A 13,593-nucleotide genomic window follows, 5' to 3' on the forward strand; every position below is an offset into this window, starting at 1 on the left:
ATATATTTGTTAAGTTGATTTTTAGATTTGATTAATTGGTAAATCTCAATAATCGCCGCCACCTTCTTGCGGCTTGAAACCTCACCGCTTGCCGCTGGGAGCGTAGCGACCATGACCCTCAAGCAGATCCGTGCCTTTCTCGCCGTGGCCCAGAGCCTGAGTTTCGTCGTGGCCTGCGAGCGACTGCACCTGTCCCAGTCGGCCCTGAGCCTGACCATCAAGGCCCTGGAAGAGGGCCTGGGCGGGCGTCTGTTCAGCCGTAACACCCGCAATGTGGCGCTGACGCCCGAGGGTGAATCCCTCTTGCCCCTGGCCCGACGGCTGATTGCCGACTGGGACAACGCCGAGGATGAGATGCGCCAGCGCTTCACCTTGCAGCGCGGGCGCGTGACGCTGGCGGCGATGCCGTCGTTTGCCGGCAACCTGTTGCCACCGATCCTCAAGACCTTCCGCGCCCGCTATCCGAATGTCAACGTCACGGTCAACGATGTGATCAACGAACAGGTGCTGGAGATGGTGCGTGACCGTCACGTCGAACTGGGCGTTGCGTTCGAGCCGCTGCAAGGTTCGTCCCTGGCGTTCACGCCGCTGTACCTGGATCGTTTCGTCGCGGTGGTGCCGCTGGATTCGCCGTTGGCCCAACGCAGCGAAATCCAGTGGCCGACGTTGCTGGAGCAGCCATTCATTACCTTGCAACGGCCCTCCACCGTGCGGGTGATGCTGGAGGAACACCTCCAGGCTCGGGGCATGAAGCTGCCGGTGGAATTCGAAAGCCATCAGTTGGCGACGGTAGGACGCATGGTCGCCAGCGGCCTGGGGGTGAGTGCGGTGCCGGCGCTGTGCGTCGGGCAGATGCATGAGTTGGGTGCCCGTTGCATCACCCTGGGCGATCCGGTGGTGGAGCGCGCCATCGGTGTGCTGACCAAACCGGGACACGAACTCTCGGCGGCGGCGCAGGCGCTGTTCGATACCCTCAAGGATCAGGACCTGGGGGCTCGGTTGGGGATGCACTGAGCACAAGACCTGTGGGAGCGGGCTTGCTCGCGAATGCTATTTGTCAGTGATATCAATGTCGACTGATACACCGCTTTCGCGAGCAAGCCCGCTCCCACGGGAAGTGGTGGGGTTCACGCCTGTCGTAACACCTTTCGTCGCCCTGCATCGCGGTTTCTTCAAACTTTCCCACTGCCTGGAACATCCACTTTTATGTGCGGTATTTCAGAACCGTCGCGCTGCGGCGCAGTCTCGACCACGGAAAAGGAGAAGGAAATGGCAACGCCTAAAGAGAACCTGCTGGACTGGCTCAACGACGCCCATGCCATGGAGCAGCAAGCGGAAAAAATGCTCAAGGCCCAGGCCGAGCGGCTGAAGCACTACCCGATGCTCAAAGCCCGCATCGAAGAGCATCTGCAGGAAACCCTCGGGCAACAGAAGCTGGTGGAAGAGTGCATCCAGCGCCTGGGCGGCAGCACATCGATGATCAAGGACATGGCCGGCAAGCTCATGGCGTTCGGTCAGGCGGTGGGTGGCATGACCATGAGCGATGAGGTGGTCAAGGGCGCGATGAGTGGCTACGTGTTCGAGAACCTGGAAATCGCTTCCTACACCGTGCTGATCGAGGCGGCGAAAGCGGCCGGCGATGTCGACACCCAGCGGGCCTGCGAACAGATCCTGCCACAGGAGATTGCCATGGCCGATTGGCTGCGCGACCACTTGCCGGAGATCACCCAGGCGTTCCTGGAACGCTCCGCCAATCCACATACCGAAGCCAAGCGCTGAGAGTGAAGAGCGGCCGACCCGGGGGATAAAGGAGGTATATGAATCAGACCAGTGGTGAGGTACGCGCCATCAATCGACAGAGCGCAATGGTGGGTGTGTATGTGGCGCAGGAGGACGGCCACACCGTGCTCGAATTGCGTTCGGCCAACGACATCGACGTCGGTGACGTCATGGAATGGAGCAGCGGCACGGCCCTTGGCATCCAGTCCTACCGCAACCTGACCAAAGGCTGGGACGCCGAGGTGTATGTGGTCAAGCACGGTATCGCGGCAGCCAATCTGGAGGTCCAGTTGCTGGTGGGCTCCTAGGAGAAAGAGCATGAGCGAATCGAAGATGAAATGCGGCTGCCCCGATTGCCAATGCGAGGTGGATCCGCAACGGATGTTCAATCACGACGGTGAGGCTTATTGCAGCCAGGCCTGCGCGGAGCAGCATCCCAACGGCGAACCCTGTCCGGCCCCCGGCTGCCATTGCGAGCGCAGTGGCAAGGTCGGCGAGCGGGACGTGACCAATAAACAACTGGACGACGCGCTGGAAGAAACCTTTCCGGCCAGTGACCCGATTTCTCCCTGATTAACGGCACGTCTTTATCCGGACAGTGGCGACAGGGTGTCCGGACGCCGCAAGCCGGACAGTGCGGTGGTGCAAGACAACGCCGGCAGCCCGCGAGTTTTGGCTTCCTGGAACGGCGCGAGGCAGGGGTGACGAGACCGGTGCAGTGGGGTGCCGGCGCCATCCGGCCTTTGGCGGACGGCGTGGAAAGACACGCACTGTTATTGAACGCTGGGCTATATATGAGGTCGGTCGATAGCTTGCGATTATTTAAATAAATTTATCGGCTGCCGTTTGTTCGATAGCGTTGGTTGTTCATTTCACATGAACTTCAAAGTGCTGACCGTTCGTCGCCGACTGCCGAACTTCGTTCAAACCTTATCGGCCTCGGATTCTCCGAATACTACGAGCCGAGAGGTTCGCTAACAGTAACTAACGAGGTGAATGAAATGGCTAATACAGGCAATAACAACCCTGGCAATTTCGCTAACGATCGTGAAAAGGCATCGGAAGCCGGAAAAAAAGGCGGGCAAGCGTCCGGGGGCAATTTTGCCAACGATCCTGCACGCGCTTCGGAAGCCGGCCGCAAAGGTGGCCAGGCGTCCGGCGGCAATTTCGCCAATGACCCTCAACGCGCCGCAGAGGCAGGCCGTAAGGGCGGGCAAGCTTCTGGTGGCAATTTTGCCAACGACCCCGAACGTGCTTCGGAAGCCGGCCGCAAAGGTGGCCAGGCCTCGGGTGGCAATTTCGCCAACGACCGGGAAAAAGCTTCGGAAGCCGGCAAGAAGGGTGGCGAAAGCAGCCACGGCGGCGGTCGCAAGTCGTAATGCGCCATGACATGCAGGCCCTGGCGCCAAGCCGGGGCCTGTACTGTTAGATAATAAGAATGCCGGTTGTGGGCCATTGGCCCTTTATTCGATGGCTGAAGGTTGGAAGGTACGGATTTACCGCCTGTCTTCATTGTTGGATAAAAAGTAAATTTAATTCCTTTTATATATTCAGACTCTTGTCAGTCTGCCGTTTATCGGTAGGCCCATAAGTTGTGCCCTGATCGAGGAGTTCAATCATGTTTTTACATAACAAGCGACTGCAATACACCGTGCGTGTGGCAGAGCCGAATCCAGGTCTTGCCAACCTGCTGCTGGAACAGTTCGGTGGGGCCCAGGGGGAGTTGGCGGCGGCATCCCGGTATTTCACCCAGGCGCTGTCCGAGGATGATCCGGGCCGCAAGGATCTGCTCATGGATATTGCCACCGAAGAGCTCAGCCACCTGGAGATCATCGGTTCGATCATCGTGATGCTGAACAAGGGCGCCAAGGGCAAGATGGCCGAAGGCGTGGAAAAGGAAGGGCAGTTGTACCGGGATATCAACGGTGCCGGCAACGACTCCCATATCACCAGCCTTTTGTATGGTGCCGGTTCACCCCTGACGAACTCGGCGGGTGTGCCTTGGACCGCAGCCTACATCGACACCATTGGCGAGCCGACCGCAGACATGCGCTCCAACATCGCCGCCGAGGCCCGGGCGAAAATCGTCTATGAACGGCTGATGAACGTCACCGACGATCCGGGCGTAAAAGAGGCGTTGGGTTTCCTGATGACCCGGGAAATCGCTCACCAGTTGTCTTTTGAAAAAGCCTTGCATTCCATCCAGCCCAATTTCCCTCAGGGTAAGTTGCCAGGCATGCCGGAGTTCACCAATGTGTACTTCAACATGTCCCAGGGCGAGCCGGCCGTACGCGGACCCTGGAACCAGGGCGACGATTGGGAGTTCGTCGAAGACCCCACGCCGGCGGTGGATGGCGGCGATGGTCTGGCCAGCGTACAGCTGAGTAAAAAAGACGAAGCCCTGCTGATGGACATGAAGGCGCGGACGATGTCCAACCCCGAGAGCGACCCCACCACAGGTGCCGACTTGGGTTCGGGGATGCAAGGTGACAAACTGTAGGAAAGCGGCGAGGGGGCCTGGGCTCCCTCGCTGAACCTTCCATTGGGCCTGGCTAAAGCCTGTAAGGATATTTGATGGACCAGCCGACTTCCCGGATCCGATCGCCCTGGCGTACCTGGCTGGATCCTCTGCAAGGCAACCTGCTGCTGGGTGCGAGCTTCTGGCTCGGGCTGGCGGCTGTCGCCGCGCTGTTGCTCTACAGCGGTTACAACGCATTGGTGGGTGCCGACCCCCGTCACCTGAGCTATGCGGTGCTGGGCGGGACCTCCGGATTCGCCGCCACGGCCTTGGGGGCAATCATGGCGGTAGTGTTGCGGGATATCTCCTCTCGCACCCAGGACATCATGTTGGGGTTCGCTGCCGGCATGATGCTGGCCGCCAGTTCGTTTTCGCTGATATTGCCCGGCATCGAAGCCGCCCAGGTGATTTGCGGCAATCAACTGCTCGCCGCGTTTGTCGTAGTGCTCGGCCTGGGGTTGGGCGTTGCGCTGATGATCGGCCTCGACCGGTTTGTTCCACATGAACATGAATTGAGCGGCCGGCGCGGGCCCCAAGCCGAGCGTATCAATCGCGTCTGGTTGTTCGTGCTCGCGATCACCTTGCACAACTTGCCGGAAGGCATGGCCATCGGCGTCAGCTTTGCCGACGGCGACTTCAAGGTCGGCCTGCCGCTCACCACGGCGATCGCCATCCAGGACATTCCCGAAGGGCTCGCCATTGCCATGGCACTGCGGGTCACCGGCATCAGCACCCTGCGTGCCGCATTGATCGCAGTCGGTTCAGGGTTGATGGAGCCGCTGGGGGCGGTGATAGGCCTGGGCATGTCGTCGGGCGTGGCCGTGGCCTATCCCATCAGCCTGGGCCTGGCGGCCGGGGCGATGATTTTCGTGGTGTCCCACGAGGTGATCCCCGAAACCCACCGCAACGGCCATGAAACCCCGGCTACCCTGGGGTTGATGATGGGGTTTGCGGTGATGATGTTCCTGGACACGGCGCTGGGCTGAAGGGCAATAACCTGCACACATCGAGCTGCCAGCTTGCATTGATGTTGAATGTACTGTCGCTATCGCGAGCAGGCTCGCTCCCACAGTGGACTTGAGGTGTTCATGACAGCAGCGTCCACCGCAAAACCCTTGTGGGAGCGAGCCTGCTCGCGATAGCGGTGGGCCAGCTTGTATCGAGGTTGGCTGTGCCGCCGCCATCGTGGGCAAGCCCGGCTCCCACAGTGTCCTGGGGTGTTCATGACAGCAGCCTTCACCGCAAATCCCCTGTGGGAGCGAGCCTGCTCGCGAAGCGGTGGGCCAGCTTTGTTGGTTCCTGCCACCTATACTCAATGCCATGGATGACATGAATCCGGAGTGGCCCGATCGTGCTGCGTTCGCTGGTGCTGGCCGTTTTGATCGCTCTGGCGGGGTGCGCCACGACAGAGCGCGGCCAGCAGGCCGGTGCGGTGACGGTCTCTCAGGACGCCTGGCGGCAGGTCGACCAACAGATCATCGCTGCGTCCAAAAGCGCTATCGGGCAAGCCGAAGTCTATGCCCGTGGGTCGATGGAGCATTGGCGGGTGCTGGTGTACGAACGGACCGAGGCTGAGTTCATCCCGTGGTTCAGCAGCTATTGGACCCAGGAGTGGATGGCGGTGAAGGTCAGCTGGTATGCCGCCAGTGCCAAGGGCGAAGCGGATTCTGCCTCCAACCGCCTGGCGCTCTACCTCCAAGAGCAATACCGCGAGCAGGTGCTGGAACCGGTGGCCGTGGAGATCGACCCCGAAGCCATCAGGGCTGCTGCGACGAGCTATTACGTGCGCCTGCTCGATCAGCAGGTCCGGGTGATCGCACAGAGGCATCAAATTCCGAACGAACTGATGAACCGGCGCCTGCACGGCATTCCCGCGATCAACCTGGGCCCGCCGGCGGCGCGCAATGCTTCGTTGTACGAGATGGTTCACACTGAGCCGCTGAATACACTGTCGGCCTACGCCGCGTTGATTGACCACGTCAACAAAGCTGCCACCACGGGGTCGGGTCCGTCGGATGCGGTGATCGCCACGGTGGCGCAACGCACCAGCGAGAAGATCGAAGCCCAATTCGCCACCCGAGGCGCGGCCGGTGCGGCTGCGGCCGTGGCCGGGAAGGCGGCGGGGGCATTGATTTCGGTGGGCGTGGCAGGTGTTCGGGCGATCATCCACGAAGGCGAGCGGCCGGAAATGGAAGCGCAGATTCGCAAAAGCCTGAGCGCCGCGTTCGATGAGGCCTGGTTCAGGTCGCTCAAGCATCCGCTGAGCGGAGTGCTGGCACCGGTGTATTACCTGGACGAAGAAATCGAAGGCAGCCTGGTGGAGGCGGAGCTGGCGAATCGGGCGGTGGCGTTGCCGGATATCAAGCCGTGACGGGTGGGCTCATTCCGCACCGAGCGTGACGCGACAACCCTTGCGGTGGCGGATCTGTTCGTCCGAAGGGCGTTCCCTGACAAATTCGAAGCGTGGCTCGCCTTCGCTGTAGATCACCAGCCAGCCCCATTCCAGCTCGCTTTCATCCTGCCCCGGTTTGGGCGGCGATGCCCACCAGGGTTCTTTTTGCATGATCTGACGCATCGTGTTCTCCTGCCGGTTGATCTTTCACTATAGACCGCTCGATTGGGTGTTCTGTGGGAGCAAGGCTTGCCCGCGAGGCAGCGACTCGGTTCCAGGAGGGACTGCATGGACTTCATTGCGGGCAAGCCTTGCTCCCGCAGTTCCTCTCCTTTCCAGCGAAAGGTGAGCGGCTTGATACATGAGTGTGCTCTGATTCCGCCCACCAGCGTCTAGGGTCTGTATCCCCGCACTCGAACGGGGAATGACTGGACCCCCGCACATGCAAGCACTGTTGAACGAGATCCTCGATGCGGTTCGCCCCCTGATCGGTCAGGGCAAGGTGGCCAACTACATTCCGGCCCTGGGCAGCGTGCCTGGCAGTCAGTTGGGCATTGCCGTGTATGGCAACGATGGCGAGATGTATTGCGCCGGTGATGCCGAAACGCCGTTTTCGGTACAGAGTATTTCCAAGGTATTCAGCCTGGTGCAGGCCATCGAGCATTCTGGCGAAGCCATCTGGGAGCGCCTGGGCCATGAGCCGTCCGGCCAGCCGTTCAACTCCCTGGTGCAACTGGAGTTCGAGCGCGGTCGCCCACGCAACCCGTTCATCAACGCCGGTGCCCTGGTGATCTGCGATATCAACCAGTCGCGTTTCGCCGCCCCGGCGTTGTCGATGCGTGATTTTGTGCGACGCCTGTCGGGCAATCCGCAGGTGATGGTGGATGGCAAGGTCGCAGAGTCGGAGTACCAGCACCGGGCCCGGAACGCGGCGATGGCTTACTTGATGCAATCGTTCGGTAATTTCCATAACGATGTGGAAGCGGTGTTGCGCAGTTATTTCAGTCACTGTGCGCTGCGAATGAGCTGCATCGATCTGGCCCGGGCGTTTTGCTTCCTGGCCAACGACGGCTTCTGCAAGCACAGCGGCGAGCAGATCCTGAGCGCCCGCCAGACCCAGCAGGTCAACTCCATCATGGCGACCAGCGGGCTGTACGACGAGGCCGGCAATTTTGCCTATCGTGTCGGCCTGCCTGGCAAGAGCGGTGTGGGCGGCGGGATTGTCGCCGTGGTGCCGGGGCGCTTCACGGTGTGCGTCTGGTCGCCGGAGCTCAACGCCGCCGGCAATTCCCTGGCTGGCATGGCGGCGCTGGAGTTGCTCAGCCAGCGGATTGGCTGGTCGGTGTTCTGATAAAAGAAAAGGGCCCGTTCCTGTTCAGGAACGGGCCCTTTGCCTTGAGTGCACTCAGCAGAAGCGGTCGATGACCTGCACTTGCGAAGTGTTTTGCATCGACTGCCAGGCCTGGGTCAGCGTCTGCAGCACACGACCGATAAAGTCCTTGTCGGCCGCAGCCTTCTTGCCCACGTAGCCTTGGCCGCGACGGTACATCTTCAATCGGGCGCACAGGTCTTGCTGGTTCTGCTCGAACTCGTCTTCGTGAGTGTAGGGCGACAGGCAGTCCATGTGGACCTGGCCTGTCTTGCTGATCCACAGGATATGGCTGTCGAGTGTGTCCTTGTGTGCTGCGAACATGCGAGCCAGTTCATCAATAGATGGTTGATTGTTCAGATTCATGTGTAAGCCCCTTGACCATTTGGTTGATCTGTCTGGTGGTTCGCAAAGATTTCGCTTCTCGGTAAGTGCCTGCCTGCTACCGAAACCAGGCCGTCAGCGTTCGTCCGTCAGACTTCGACGGGGTCGTGCATCGGTTGTGTAGTGCTATCGAAGGGCTGCTACGCAAATGCGCTACAACGAAGAGAAACAGCGAAGAACCTAAAGGCAGTGTCAACTTTCGAGGGTCAACCACGCGCGTCATGAGGATCTTCGCCGACGTTTCTCGTCCTTGTTACCGGACGGTCATGCCAGGTCAGCACCTTCAATCTGCCTTGTGGGCAGTCCCTTATCCAAAAAACAGCTCGGCGGTCAGACGAGCTTGCTCAAACGGTTGCCTGTACTCCCGATCGGGGAGACGTCTGCATCATGCAAGGGCAAAACGACGTCGTCAACGGTTTTGTAGTGATTATTTTTAGTCACTACATATTGTCGGACAAAATGATTTGGGTATGAAAAACGGCGAGAGGGGTGCGAGATGAACACTCTGTGGCGAGGGGATTTATCCCCGCTGGGGTGCGAAGCAGCCCCAAGTGAGTCACCTCAATCTATCTGATATACCGAGGTGTTGGGTTTAGGGCCGCTTCGCAGCCCAGCGGGGATAAATCCCCTCGCCACAAAGGGCATCCTTGTATCTCAGACTGTCTTGGCCTTGGTTGCTTTATGCGGGGTGCCGGCGGGCTTGCGCCTGGCCGGCTTGCGCTTTTTCTTCCAGGGCGCTGCTGCGGGGCTGGCCGGGCCGCTGATGGTCAGGCTCATGCCCTGGCAGCGGGCGATGTGCTTGCTCATCCAGGCGGCTTGCCGGGTGACGAATTCCTCCAGGCTCATCTCACCACTCTGCACCATGTCCAGCGCCTGCTCCCAGATGGCGGTGGTGCCCGGGTCGGCGATGGCGCGGGGGACGGCGTCGATCAGGCTGAAGGCCGCCGGGGTGGCGGACAAGGCCTTGCCGTTCTTCACCATGTAGCCGCGATCGAGCAAGCCCTGGATGATCGACGCCCGGGTCGCTTCGGTGCCGATACCGGTGGTGTCCTTGAGCTTCTGCTTGAGCAGTGGATCTTCCACCAGTTTGGCGACGTTCTTCATCGCCTTGATCAGGTCCCCTTCGGTGAACGGCTTGGGAGGCTGGGTCCACAGGTCCTTGAGCGTCACTCCGTCCACGCCACACTCGTGACCTTCGGCCAGTGCCGGCAAGGTTTGCGGCTGCACGGCTTCACGGCCCCTGGCCGGAGCCAAGGCCTCGGGCAAGGCGCGTTTCCAGCCTTGCTCGACGATCTGCTTGCCCACGGCCCGCAGCGCCTGGCCGGCACAGTCGAAGTCGGCCTGGGTCCGGTCGTATTCATGATTGGGCAGGAACTGCGCCAGGTAGCGCGCGCGAATCAGCGTATAGACGGCCCGTTGCTTGCCGGCGAGCTTGTCGAGGTTCTTCGTCGCGGCGGTGGGGATGACGCCGTGGTGGGCACTGACCTTGGCGTCGTTCCAGGCCCGGGACTTGCGTTGCGGTTGCAGGTGTTCACGCAACGGCGCGAGGCTCGGGTCGGCCTGGGCGAGGGCGGCCAGGATGGCGGGGGCTTCGCTGTGCTGGCTCAGGGGCAGGTAGCCGCAATCGCTGCGGGGATAGGTAATGACTTTGTAGGTTTCGTAGAGCGACTGGGCGATGTCCAGGGTTTCCTGGGCGCCGAGGCCGAGTTTCTTCGAGCAGACTTCCTGCAGGGTGCCCAGGTCGAAGGGCAGCGGCGCCGCTTCGCGCAAGCGCTCGGTACGCACCTTGGTCACCAGGGCGGTATCGGCGCTGCTCATGGCCTGGGCGGCATCGCGGGCCAGGGCCTGGTTCAGGCAGCGCTCCTGGTCGTCACAGGCGTCCGGATCGGCGCGCCACTGGGCGGTGAAGACAGTGCCGTCGTGGCGCAGTTGCACATCGATGGCCCAGTAGGCGACCGGCACGAAGTCGGCGATGCTGCGGTCGCGGTCCACCACCAGCCGCAGGGTGGGCGTCTGCACCCGGCCCACCGGCAGCACGCCCTGGTAACCGGACTGCCGCCCCAGCAAGGTGAACAGGCGACTCATGTTCATCCCGATCAGCCAGTCGGCCCGGGAGCGGCCCAGGGCCGAGTGATACAGGTTGAAGGTTTCGGCTCCCGGCTTGAGGGCCGCCAGGGCCTTGCGGATCGAGGCTTCATCGAGGGCCGACAGCCACAGCCGCTGGATCGGCCCGCGATAGCGGCAGTGTTCCACCAGTTCCCGGGCGATCATTTCGCCTTCCCGGTCGGCGTCGGTGGCGATCACCAGTTCCTTCGCTTCCCCCAGCAGGCGCTTGACCGCCTTGTACTGGCCGGCGGTTTTGGGCTTGACGGTCATTTTCCATTGCGCCGGCACGATGGGCAGGTCGGCCAGTACCCAGCGCTTGTAGCGGGCGTCGTAGGCGTCGGGCGGGGCGGTTTCCAGCAGATGGCCGATGCACCAGGTCACCGTGACGTTCGCACCCAACCAGCAGCCGTCGCCACGTCGTGTAGCGCCGAGCACCGCAGCGATGTCCTTGGCCTGGGACGGTTTCTCACACAGGTACAACCGCATAACGCCCTTTTCCTGAGCTGATGTGATGGGGCGATAGCATGGTCAGGGATCGCCTCGGGAGCAAGCTTTATCTGTATGGATATACAGATAAGACGTTACGCTGCGTTAACGGAGTGTCTGGAATGACGTTCGGCGGCCGGTTTGTACTCCGAATGAATTTCTCGCGAGGGCGTCGCTCATAACTTTCAGAGCGGCTGAAACCGCAAAATCAATTGGCGGGATCAAGGAGAGTCACTTTATGAATTCGATGCCGAAGGGCGACGGACAGGCCACCACGCGTCTGATTCTCGTTGTTGAGGACGACCCGACGATACTGGAATTCCTGTGCGAAATCCTGGAGGACGAAGGGTTTGTCGTGGAGCCTCGGGAAAGCGCGGATTCGGCGCTGACATTTCTCGAGCAGAGTGCGGACTTTGTCGACCTGTTACTGACCGATATCACCATGCCGGGCAATTTGGACGGTGCGGACCTGGCGAACCTGACCGGGGATCGCTGGCCGCAGATACCGCTGTTGATCATGTCCGGCTTTGAAACGCCGGAAAGCGCCGGGATCAAGCACCACGCCGCGTTCATTGCCAAGCCGTGGGCGCTGGGGCAGATGCTGGACCTGGTGGAGAGTACGGTGAAGGACCACCAGCTCCATTGATGGATACGGATGAGTGTCTGTGGAAGCAAGGCCACGAACCTGTGGGAGCATAGCTTGCTCGCGATAGCGGCAGGCCAGTCAACATTATTGCTGGCTGACTTACGGCAATCGCGAGCAAGCTGAGCTCCCAAAAACAGGGAGTGACGCTGCTGTTTCTCAGTTCTTTTCCAGGTCCACGTTCCTGGTTTCCCGCAGGCAGAGCATGCCCACCACCAGGCTCACCCCGGTGATCACCACCGGGTACCACAGCCCGTAGAAGATATCGCCGGTGTAGACCACCAGGGCGAACGATACGGTGGGCAGGAAGCCGCCGAACCAGCCGTTGCCAATGTGGTAGGGCAGGGACATGGCGGTGTAGCGGATACGGGTTGGAAACAGTTCGACCATCAGCGCCGCCAGCGGGCCGTAGCACATCGCCGAGATGATGATCAGCGCCACGATCAGAGCAACGATCATCGGCCGGTTGATCTGCTGGGCGTCGGCCTTCTGCGGGTAGCCCGCCAGGGTCACCGCGCCGCGCAGGGCGGCTTCGTCATACCCCTCGATCTTCACGTCACCGACGTTGACCTGCACCGTGCTGCCGGTCGGTGCCGCGACGCTGCTGTAGGGCAGGCCTTGCTTGACCAGGAACGTCTTGACCTTGTCGCAAGGGCTATCGAAGCGCGCCTTGCCCACCGGGTCGAACTGGAAGGTGCAGGTGGCCGGGTCGGCGACCACGCTGATCGGTGCCTGGCGGCTTGCCTGGTCGATGGCCGGGTTGGCGTAGTGGGCCAGGGTCTTGAAGATCGGGAAGTACAACGCCGTCGCCAGCAACAGGCCGATCATCAGCACCGGCTTGCGCCCGACCTTGTCCGAGAGCCAGCCAAAGAAGACGAAGAACGGCGCGCCGATCACCACGCTGACAATCAGCAGGCTGTTGGCCAGGGCCGGGTCCATCTTCAGGAACTGGGTAAGGAAAAACAGCACATAGAATTGCGCGGCGTAGAAGGTCACCGCTTGCCCGGCATTGATGCTGAACAGCGCGATCAGCACAACCTTGAGGTTTTCCCATTTGCCGAACGATTCACGGATCGGTGCCTTGCAGCACTTGCCTTCTTCTTTCATTTTCAGAAAGGCCGGTGATTCATGCAGGCTCATGCGGATCCAGGTGGAAATGCCCAACAACAGGATCGACAGCAGGAATGGAATGCGCCAGCCCCAGACTTCGAACTGATCACCGGTGAAGTAGCGACAGCCCAGTATCACCAACAGCGAGAGCAGCAGCCCGAGGGTGGCGGTGGATTGAATCCAGCTGGTGTGGAAACCGCGCTTGCCGATGGGCGCGTGCTCGGCGACGTAGGTCGCTGCGCCGCCATATTCACCGCCCAGGGCCAGGCCCTGAAGCATGCGCAGGGCGACCAGGATGATCGGCGCGGCGATGCCGATGCTGGCGTAGTTGGGCAGCAGGCCGACGCAGAAAGTCGCCAGGCCCATGAGGACGATGGTTGCCAGGAAGGTGTATTTGCGCCCGATCATGTCCCCCAGTCGCCCGAACACCAATGCGCCGAATGGCCGCACGACGAAGCCGGCGGCGAACGCCATCAGGGCGAAGATGAACGCGGTGGTGTCGTTGACGCCGGCGAAGAACTGTTTGCTGATCACCGCCGCCAGGGCGCCGTAAAGAAAAAAGTCGTACCACTCGAACACCGTCCCCAGGGAGGAGGCGAAGATGACTTTCTGGGTTTCCCGACTGGTGCCGACGCTACGCGTGGCTTCCAGGGGCTGAACATGCTCGGACATAGCGGTATCCCTCACAGTGATTGTTTTTGTTGTTCCACTGTCGATGCCGGACTGGCATCTCCTGCTTTGACGCATTCCTTGAGTGACTGCTGTTCCCTGTGGGAGCGAGCAGGCTCGCTCCCACAGGGATTTGG

14 protein-coding genes are annotated in these 13,593 nt (G+C 61.0%); 10 read left to right on the forward strand and 4 right to left on the reverse strand.

Annotation, left to right across the window (positions count from 1 at the left end; genetic code table 11):
• Positions 1-111: 111 nt before the first annotated feature.
• From LOY35_RS10315 to LOY35_RS10350, 8 genes are all read left to right on the forward strand, one after another.
• Positions 112-1,014, forward strand: a complete 903-nt coding sequence (locus tag LOY35_RS10315; RefSeq protein WP_258632232.1) for a LysR family transcriptional regulator — start codon at positions 112-114, stop codon at positions 1,012-1,014.
• 255 nt (positions 1,015-1,269) lie between these two features.
• Positions 1,270-1,779, forward strand: coding sequence for a ferritin-like domain-containing protein (locus LOY35_RS10320; RefSeq protein WP_258632234.1), 510 nt, complete (start codon positions 1,270-1,272; stop codon positions 1,777-1,779).
• Between the two features lie 38 nt (positions 1,780-1,817).
• Complete coding sequence (locus LOY35_RS10325) at positions 1,818-2,087, forward strand: hypothetical protein (RefSeq protein WP_041023645.1); 270 nt, start codon at positions 1,818-1,820, stop codon at positions 2,085-2,087.
• Positions 2,088-2,097: 10 nt separating this feature from the next.
• Positions 2,098-2,352 carry a metallothionein gene (locus LOY35_RS10330; protein ID WP_258632236.1) on the forward strand — a complete coding sequence of 85 codons (255 nt, stop codon included), beginning with the start codon at positions 2,098-2,100 and terminating at the stop codon, positions 2,350-2,352.
• A 428-nt stretch (positions 2,353-2,780) separates the two neighbouring features.
• Positions 2,781-3,158, forward strand: a complete 378-nt coding sequence (locus tag LOY35_RS10335) for a general stress protein (protein WP_258633544.1) — start codon at positions 2,781-2,783, stop codon at positions 3,156-3,158.
• A 239-nt stretch (positions 3,159-3,397) separates the two neighbouring features.
• A complete protein-coding gene (locus LOY35_RS10340) occupies positions 3,398-4,279 on the forward strand; it encodes a manganese catalase family protein (protein ID WP_258632238.1) in 882 nt (293 codons plus the stop codon).
• Positions 4,280-4,353: 74 nt separating this feature from the next.
• Entirely contained in the window at positions 4,354-5,283 is a 930-nt protein-coding gene (locus tag LOY35_RS10345; protein WP_258632240.1) for a ZIP family metal transporter, read from the forward strand.
• 365 nt (positions 5,284-5,648) lie between these two features.
• Positions 5,649-6,668 carry a hypothetical protein gene (locus LOY35_RS10350; protein ID WP_258632242.1) on the forward strand — a complete coding sequence of 340 codons (1,020 nt, stop codon included), beginning with the start codon at positions 5,649-5,651 and terminating at the stop codon, positions 6,666-6,668.
• A gap of 9 nt (positions 6,669-6,677) precedes the next feature.
• Here LOY35_RS10350 and LOY35_RS10355 read toward each other — a convergent pair whose 3' ends face one another.
• Positions 6,678-6,872 (reverse strand): hypothetical protein, encoded by a 195-nt coding sequence (locus tag LOY35_RS10355; protein ID WP_047703660.1) that lies wholly within the window; start codon positions 6,870-6,872, stop codon positions 6,678-6,680.
• A gap of 259 nt (positions 6,873-7,131) precedes the next feature.
• Between LOY35_RS10355 and glsB the strand changes: the two genes are divergently transcribed.
• The gene (gene glsB / locus LOY35_RS10360; RefSeq protein WP_258632244.1) at positions 7,132-8,040 is read left to right on the forward strand and encodes a glutaminase B; all 909 of its coding nucleotides are present in this window, start codon (positions 7,132-7,134) and stop codon (positions 8,038-8,040) included.
• Between the two features lie 54 nt (positions 8,041-8,094).
• Here the strand turns inward: glsB and LOY35_RS10365 are convergent, their stop codons facing one another.
• Together LOY35_RS10365 and LOY35_RS10370 are read right to left on the reverse strand one after the other, a co-directional pair.
• Positions 8,095-8,424, reverse strand: a complete 330-nt coding sequence (locus LOY35_RS10365) for a hypothetical protein (RefSeq protein WP_024781365.1) — start codon at positions 8,422-8,424, stop codon at positions 8,095-8,097.
• A gap of 672 nt (positions 8,425-9,096) precedes the next feature.
• Complete coding sequence (locus tag LOY35_RS10370) at positions 9,097-11,034, reverse strand: DNA topoisomerase III (protein ID WP_258632246.1); 1,938 nt, start codon at positions 11,032-11,034, stop codon at positions 9,097-9,099.
• 238 nt (positions 11,035-11,272) lie between these two features.
• On the opposite strand from LOY35_RS10370, the gene LOY35_RS10375 reads away from it, so the two are divergent.
• A complete protein-coding gene (locus LOY35_RS10375; protein ID WP_258632247.1) occupies positions 11,273-11,680 on the forward strand; it encodes a response regulator in 408 nt (135 codons plus the stop codon).
• Between the two features lie 156 nt (positions 11,681-11,836).
• On the opposite strand, the gene LOY35_RS10380 is transcribed toward LOY35_RS10375, so the two are convergent.
• Positions 11,837-13,459, reverse strand: a complete 1,623-nt coding sequence (locus tag LOY35_RS10380; RefSeq protein WP_258632249.1) for an MFS transporter — start codon at positions 13,457-13,459, stop codon at positions 11,837-11,839.
• Positions 13,460-13,593: the final 134 nt, after the last annotated feature.

This window comes from Pseudomonas sp. B21-028 (genome assembly GCF_024749045.1).
GTDB lineage: Bacteria > Pseudomonadota > Gammaproteobacteria > Pseudomonadales > Pseudomonadaceae > Aquipseudomonas.

What these genes read in the sequence shown, in the direction of transcription:
- glsB (WP_258632244.1), top strand. Translation starts at nt 7,132, where the DNA reads ATGCAAGCACTGTTGAACGAGATCCTCGATGCGGTTCGCCCCCTGATC.
- LOY35_RS10370 (WP_258632246.1), bottom strand. Translation starts at nt 11,034, where the DNA reads ATGCGGTTGTACCTGTGTGAGAAACCGTCCCAGGCCAAGGACATCGCT.
- LOY35_RS10335 (WP_258633544.1), top strand. Translation starts at nt 2,781, where the DNA reads ATGGCTAATACAGGCAATAACAACCCTGGCAATTTCGCTAACGATCGT.
- LOY35_RS10330 (WP_258632236.1), top strand. Translation starts at nt 2,098, where the DNA reads ATGAGCGAATCGAAGATGAAATGCGGCTGCCCCGATTGCCAATGCGAG.
- LOY35_RS10325 (WP_041023645.1), top strand. Translation starts at nt 1,818, where the DNA reads ATGAATCAGACCAGTGGTGAGGTACGCGCCATCAATCGACAGAGCGCA.
- LOY35_RS10365 (WP_024781365.1), bottom strand. Translation starts at nt 8,424, where the DNA reads ATGAATCTGAACAATCAACCATCTATTGATGAACTGGCTCGCATGTTC.
- LOY35_RS10375 (WP_258632247.1), top strand. Translation starts at nt 11,273, where the DNA reads ATGAATTCGATGCCGAAGGGCGACGGACAGGCCACCACGCGTCTGATT.
- LOY35_RS10315 (WP_258632232.1), top strand. Translation starts at nt 112, where the DNA reads ATGACCCTCAAGCAGATCCGTGCCTTTCTCGCCGTGGCCCAGAGCCTG.
- LOY35_RS10345 (WP_258632240.1), top strand. Translation starts at nt 4,354, where the DNA reads ATGGACCAGCCGACTTCCCGGATCCGATCGCCCTGGCGTACCTGGCTG.
- LOY35_RS10320 (WP_258632234.1), top strand. Translation starts at nt 1,270, where the DNA reads ATGGCAACGCCTAAAGAGAACCTGCTGGACTGGCTCAACGACGCCCAT.
- LOY35_RS10340 (WP_258632238.1), top strand. Translation starts at nt 3,398, where the DNA reads ATGTTTTTACATAACAAGCGACTGCAATACACCGTGCGTGTGGCAGAG.
- LOY35_RS10380 (WP_258632249.1), bottom strand. Translation starts at nt 13,459, where the DNA reads ATGTCCGAGCATGTTCAGCCCCTGGAAGCCACGCGTAGCGTCGGCACC.
- LOY35_RS10355 (WP_047703660.1), bottom strand. Translation starts at nt 6,872, where the DNA reads ATGCGTCAGATCATGCAAAAAGAACCCTGGTGGGCATCGCCGCCCAAA.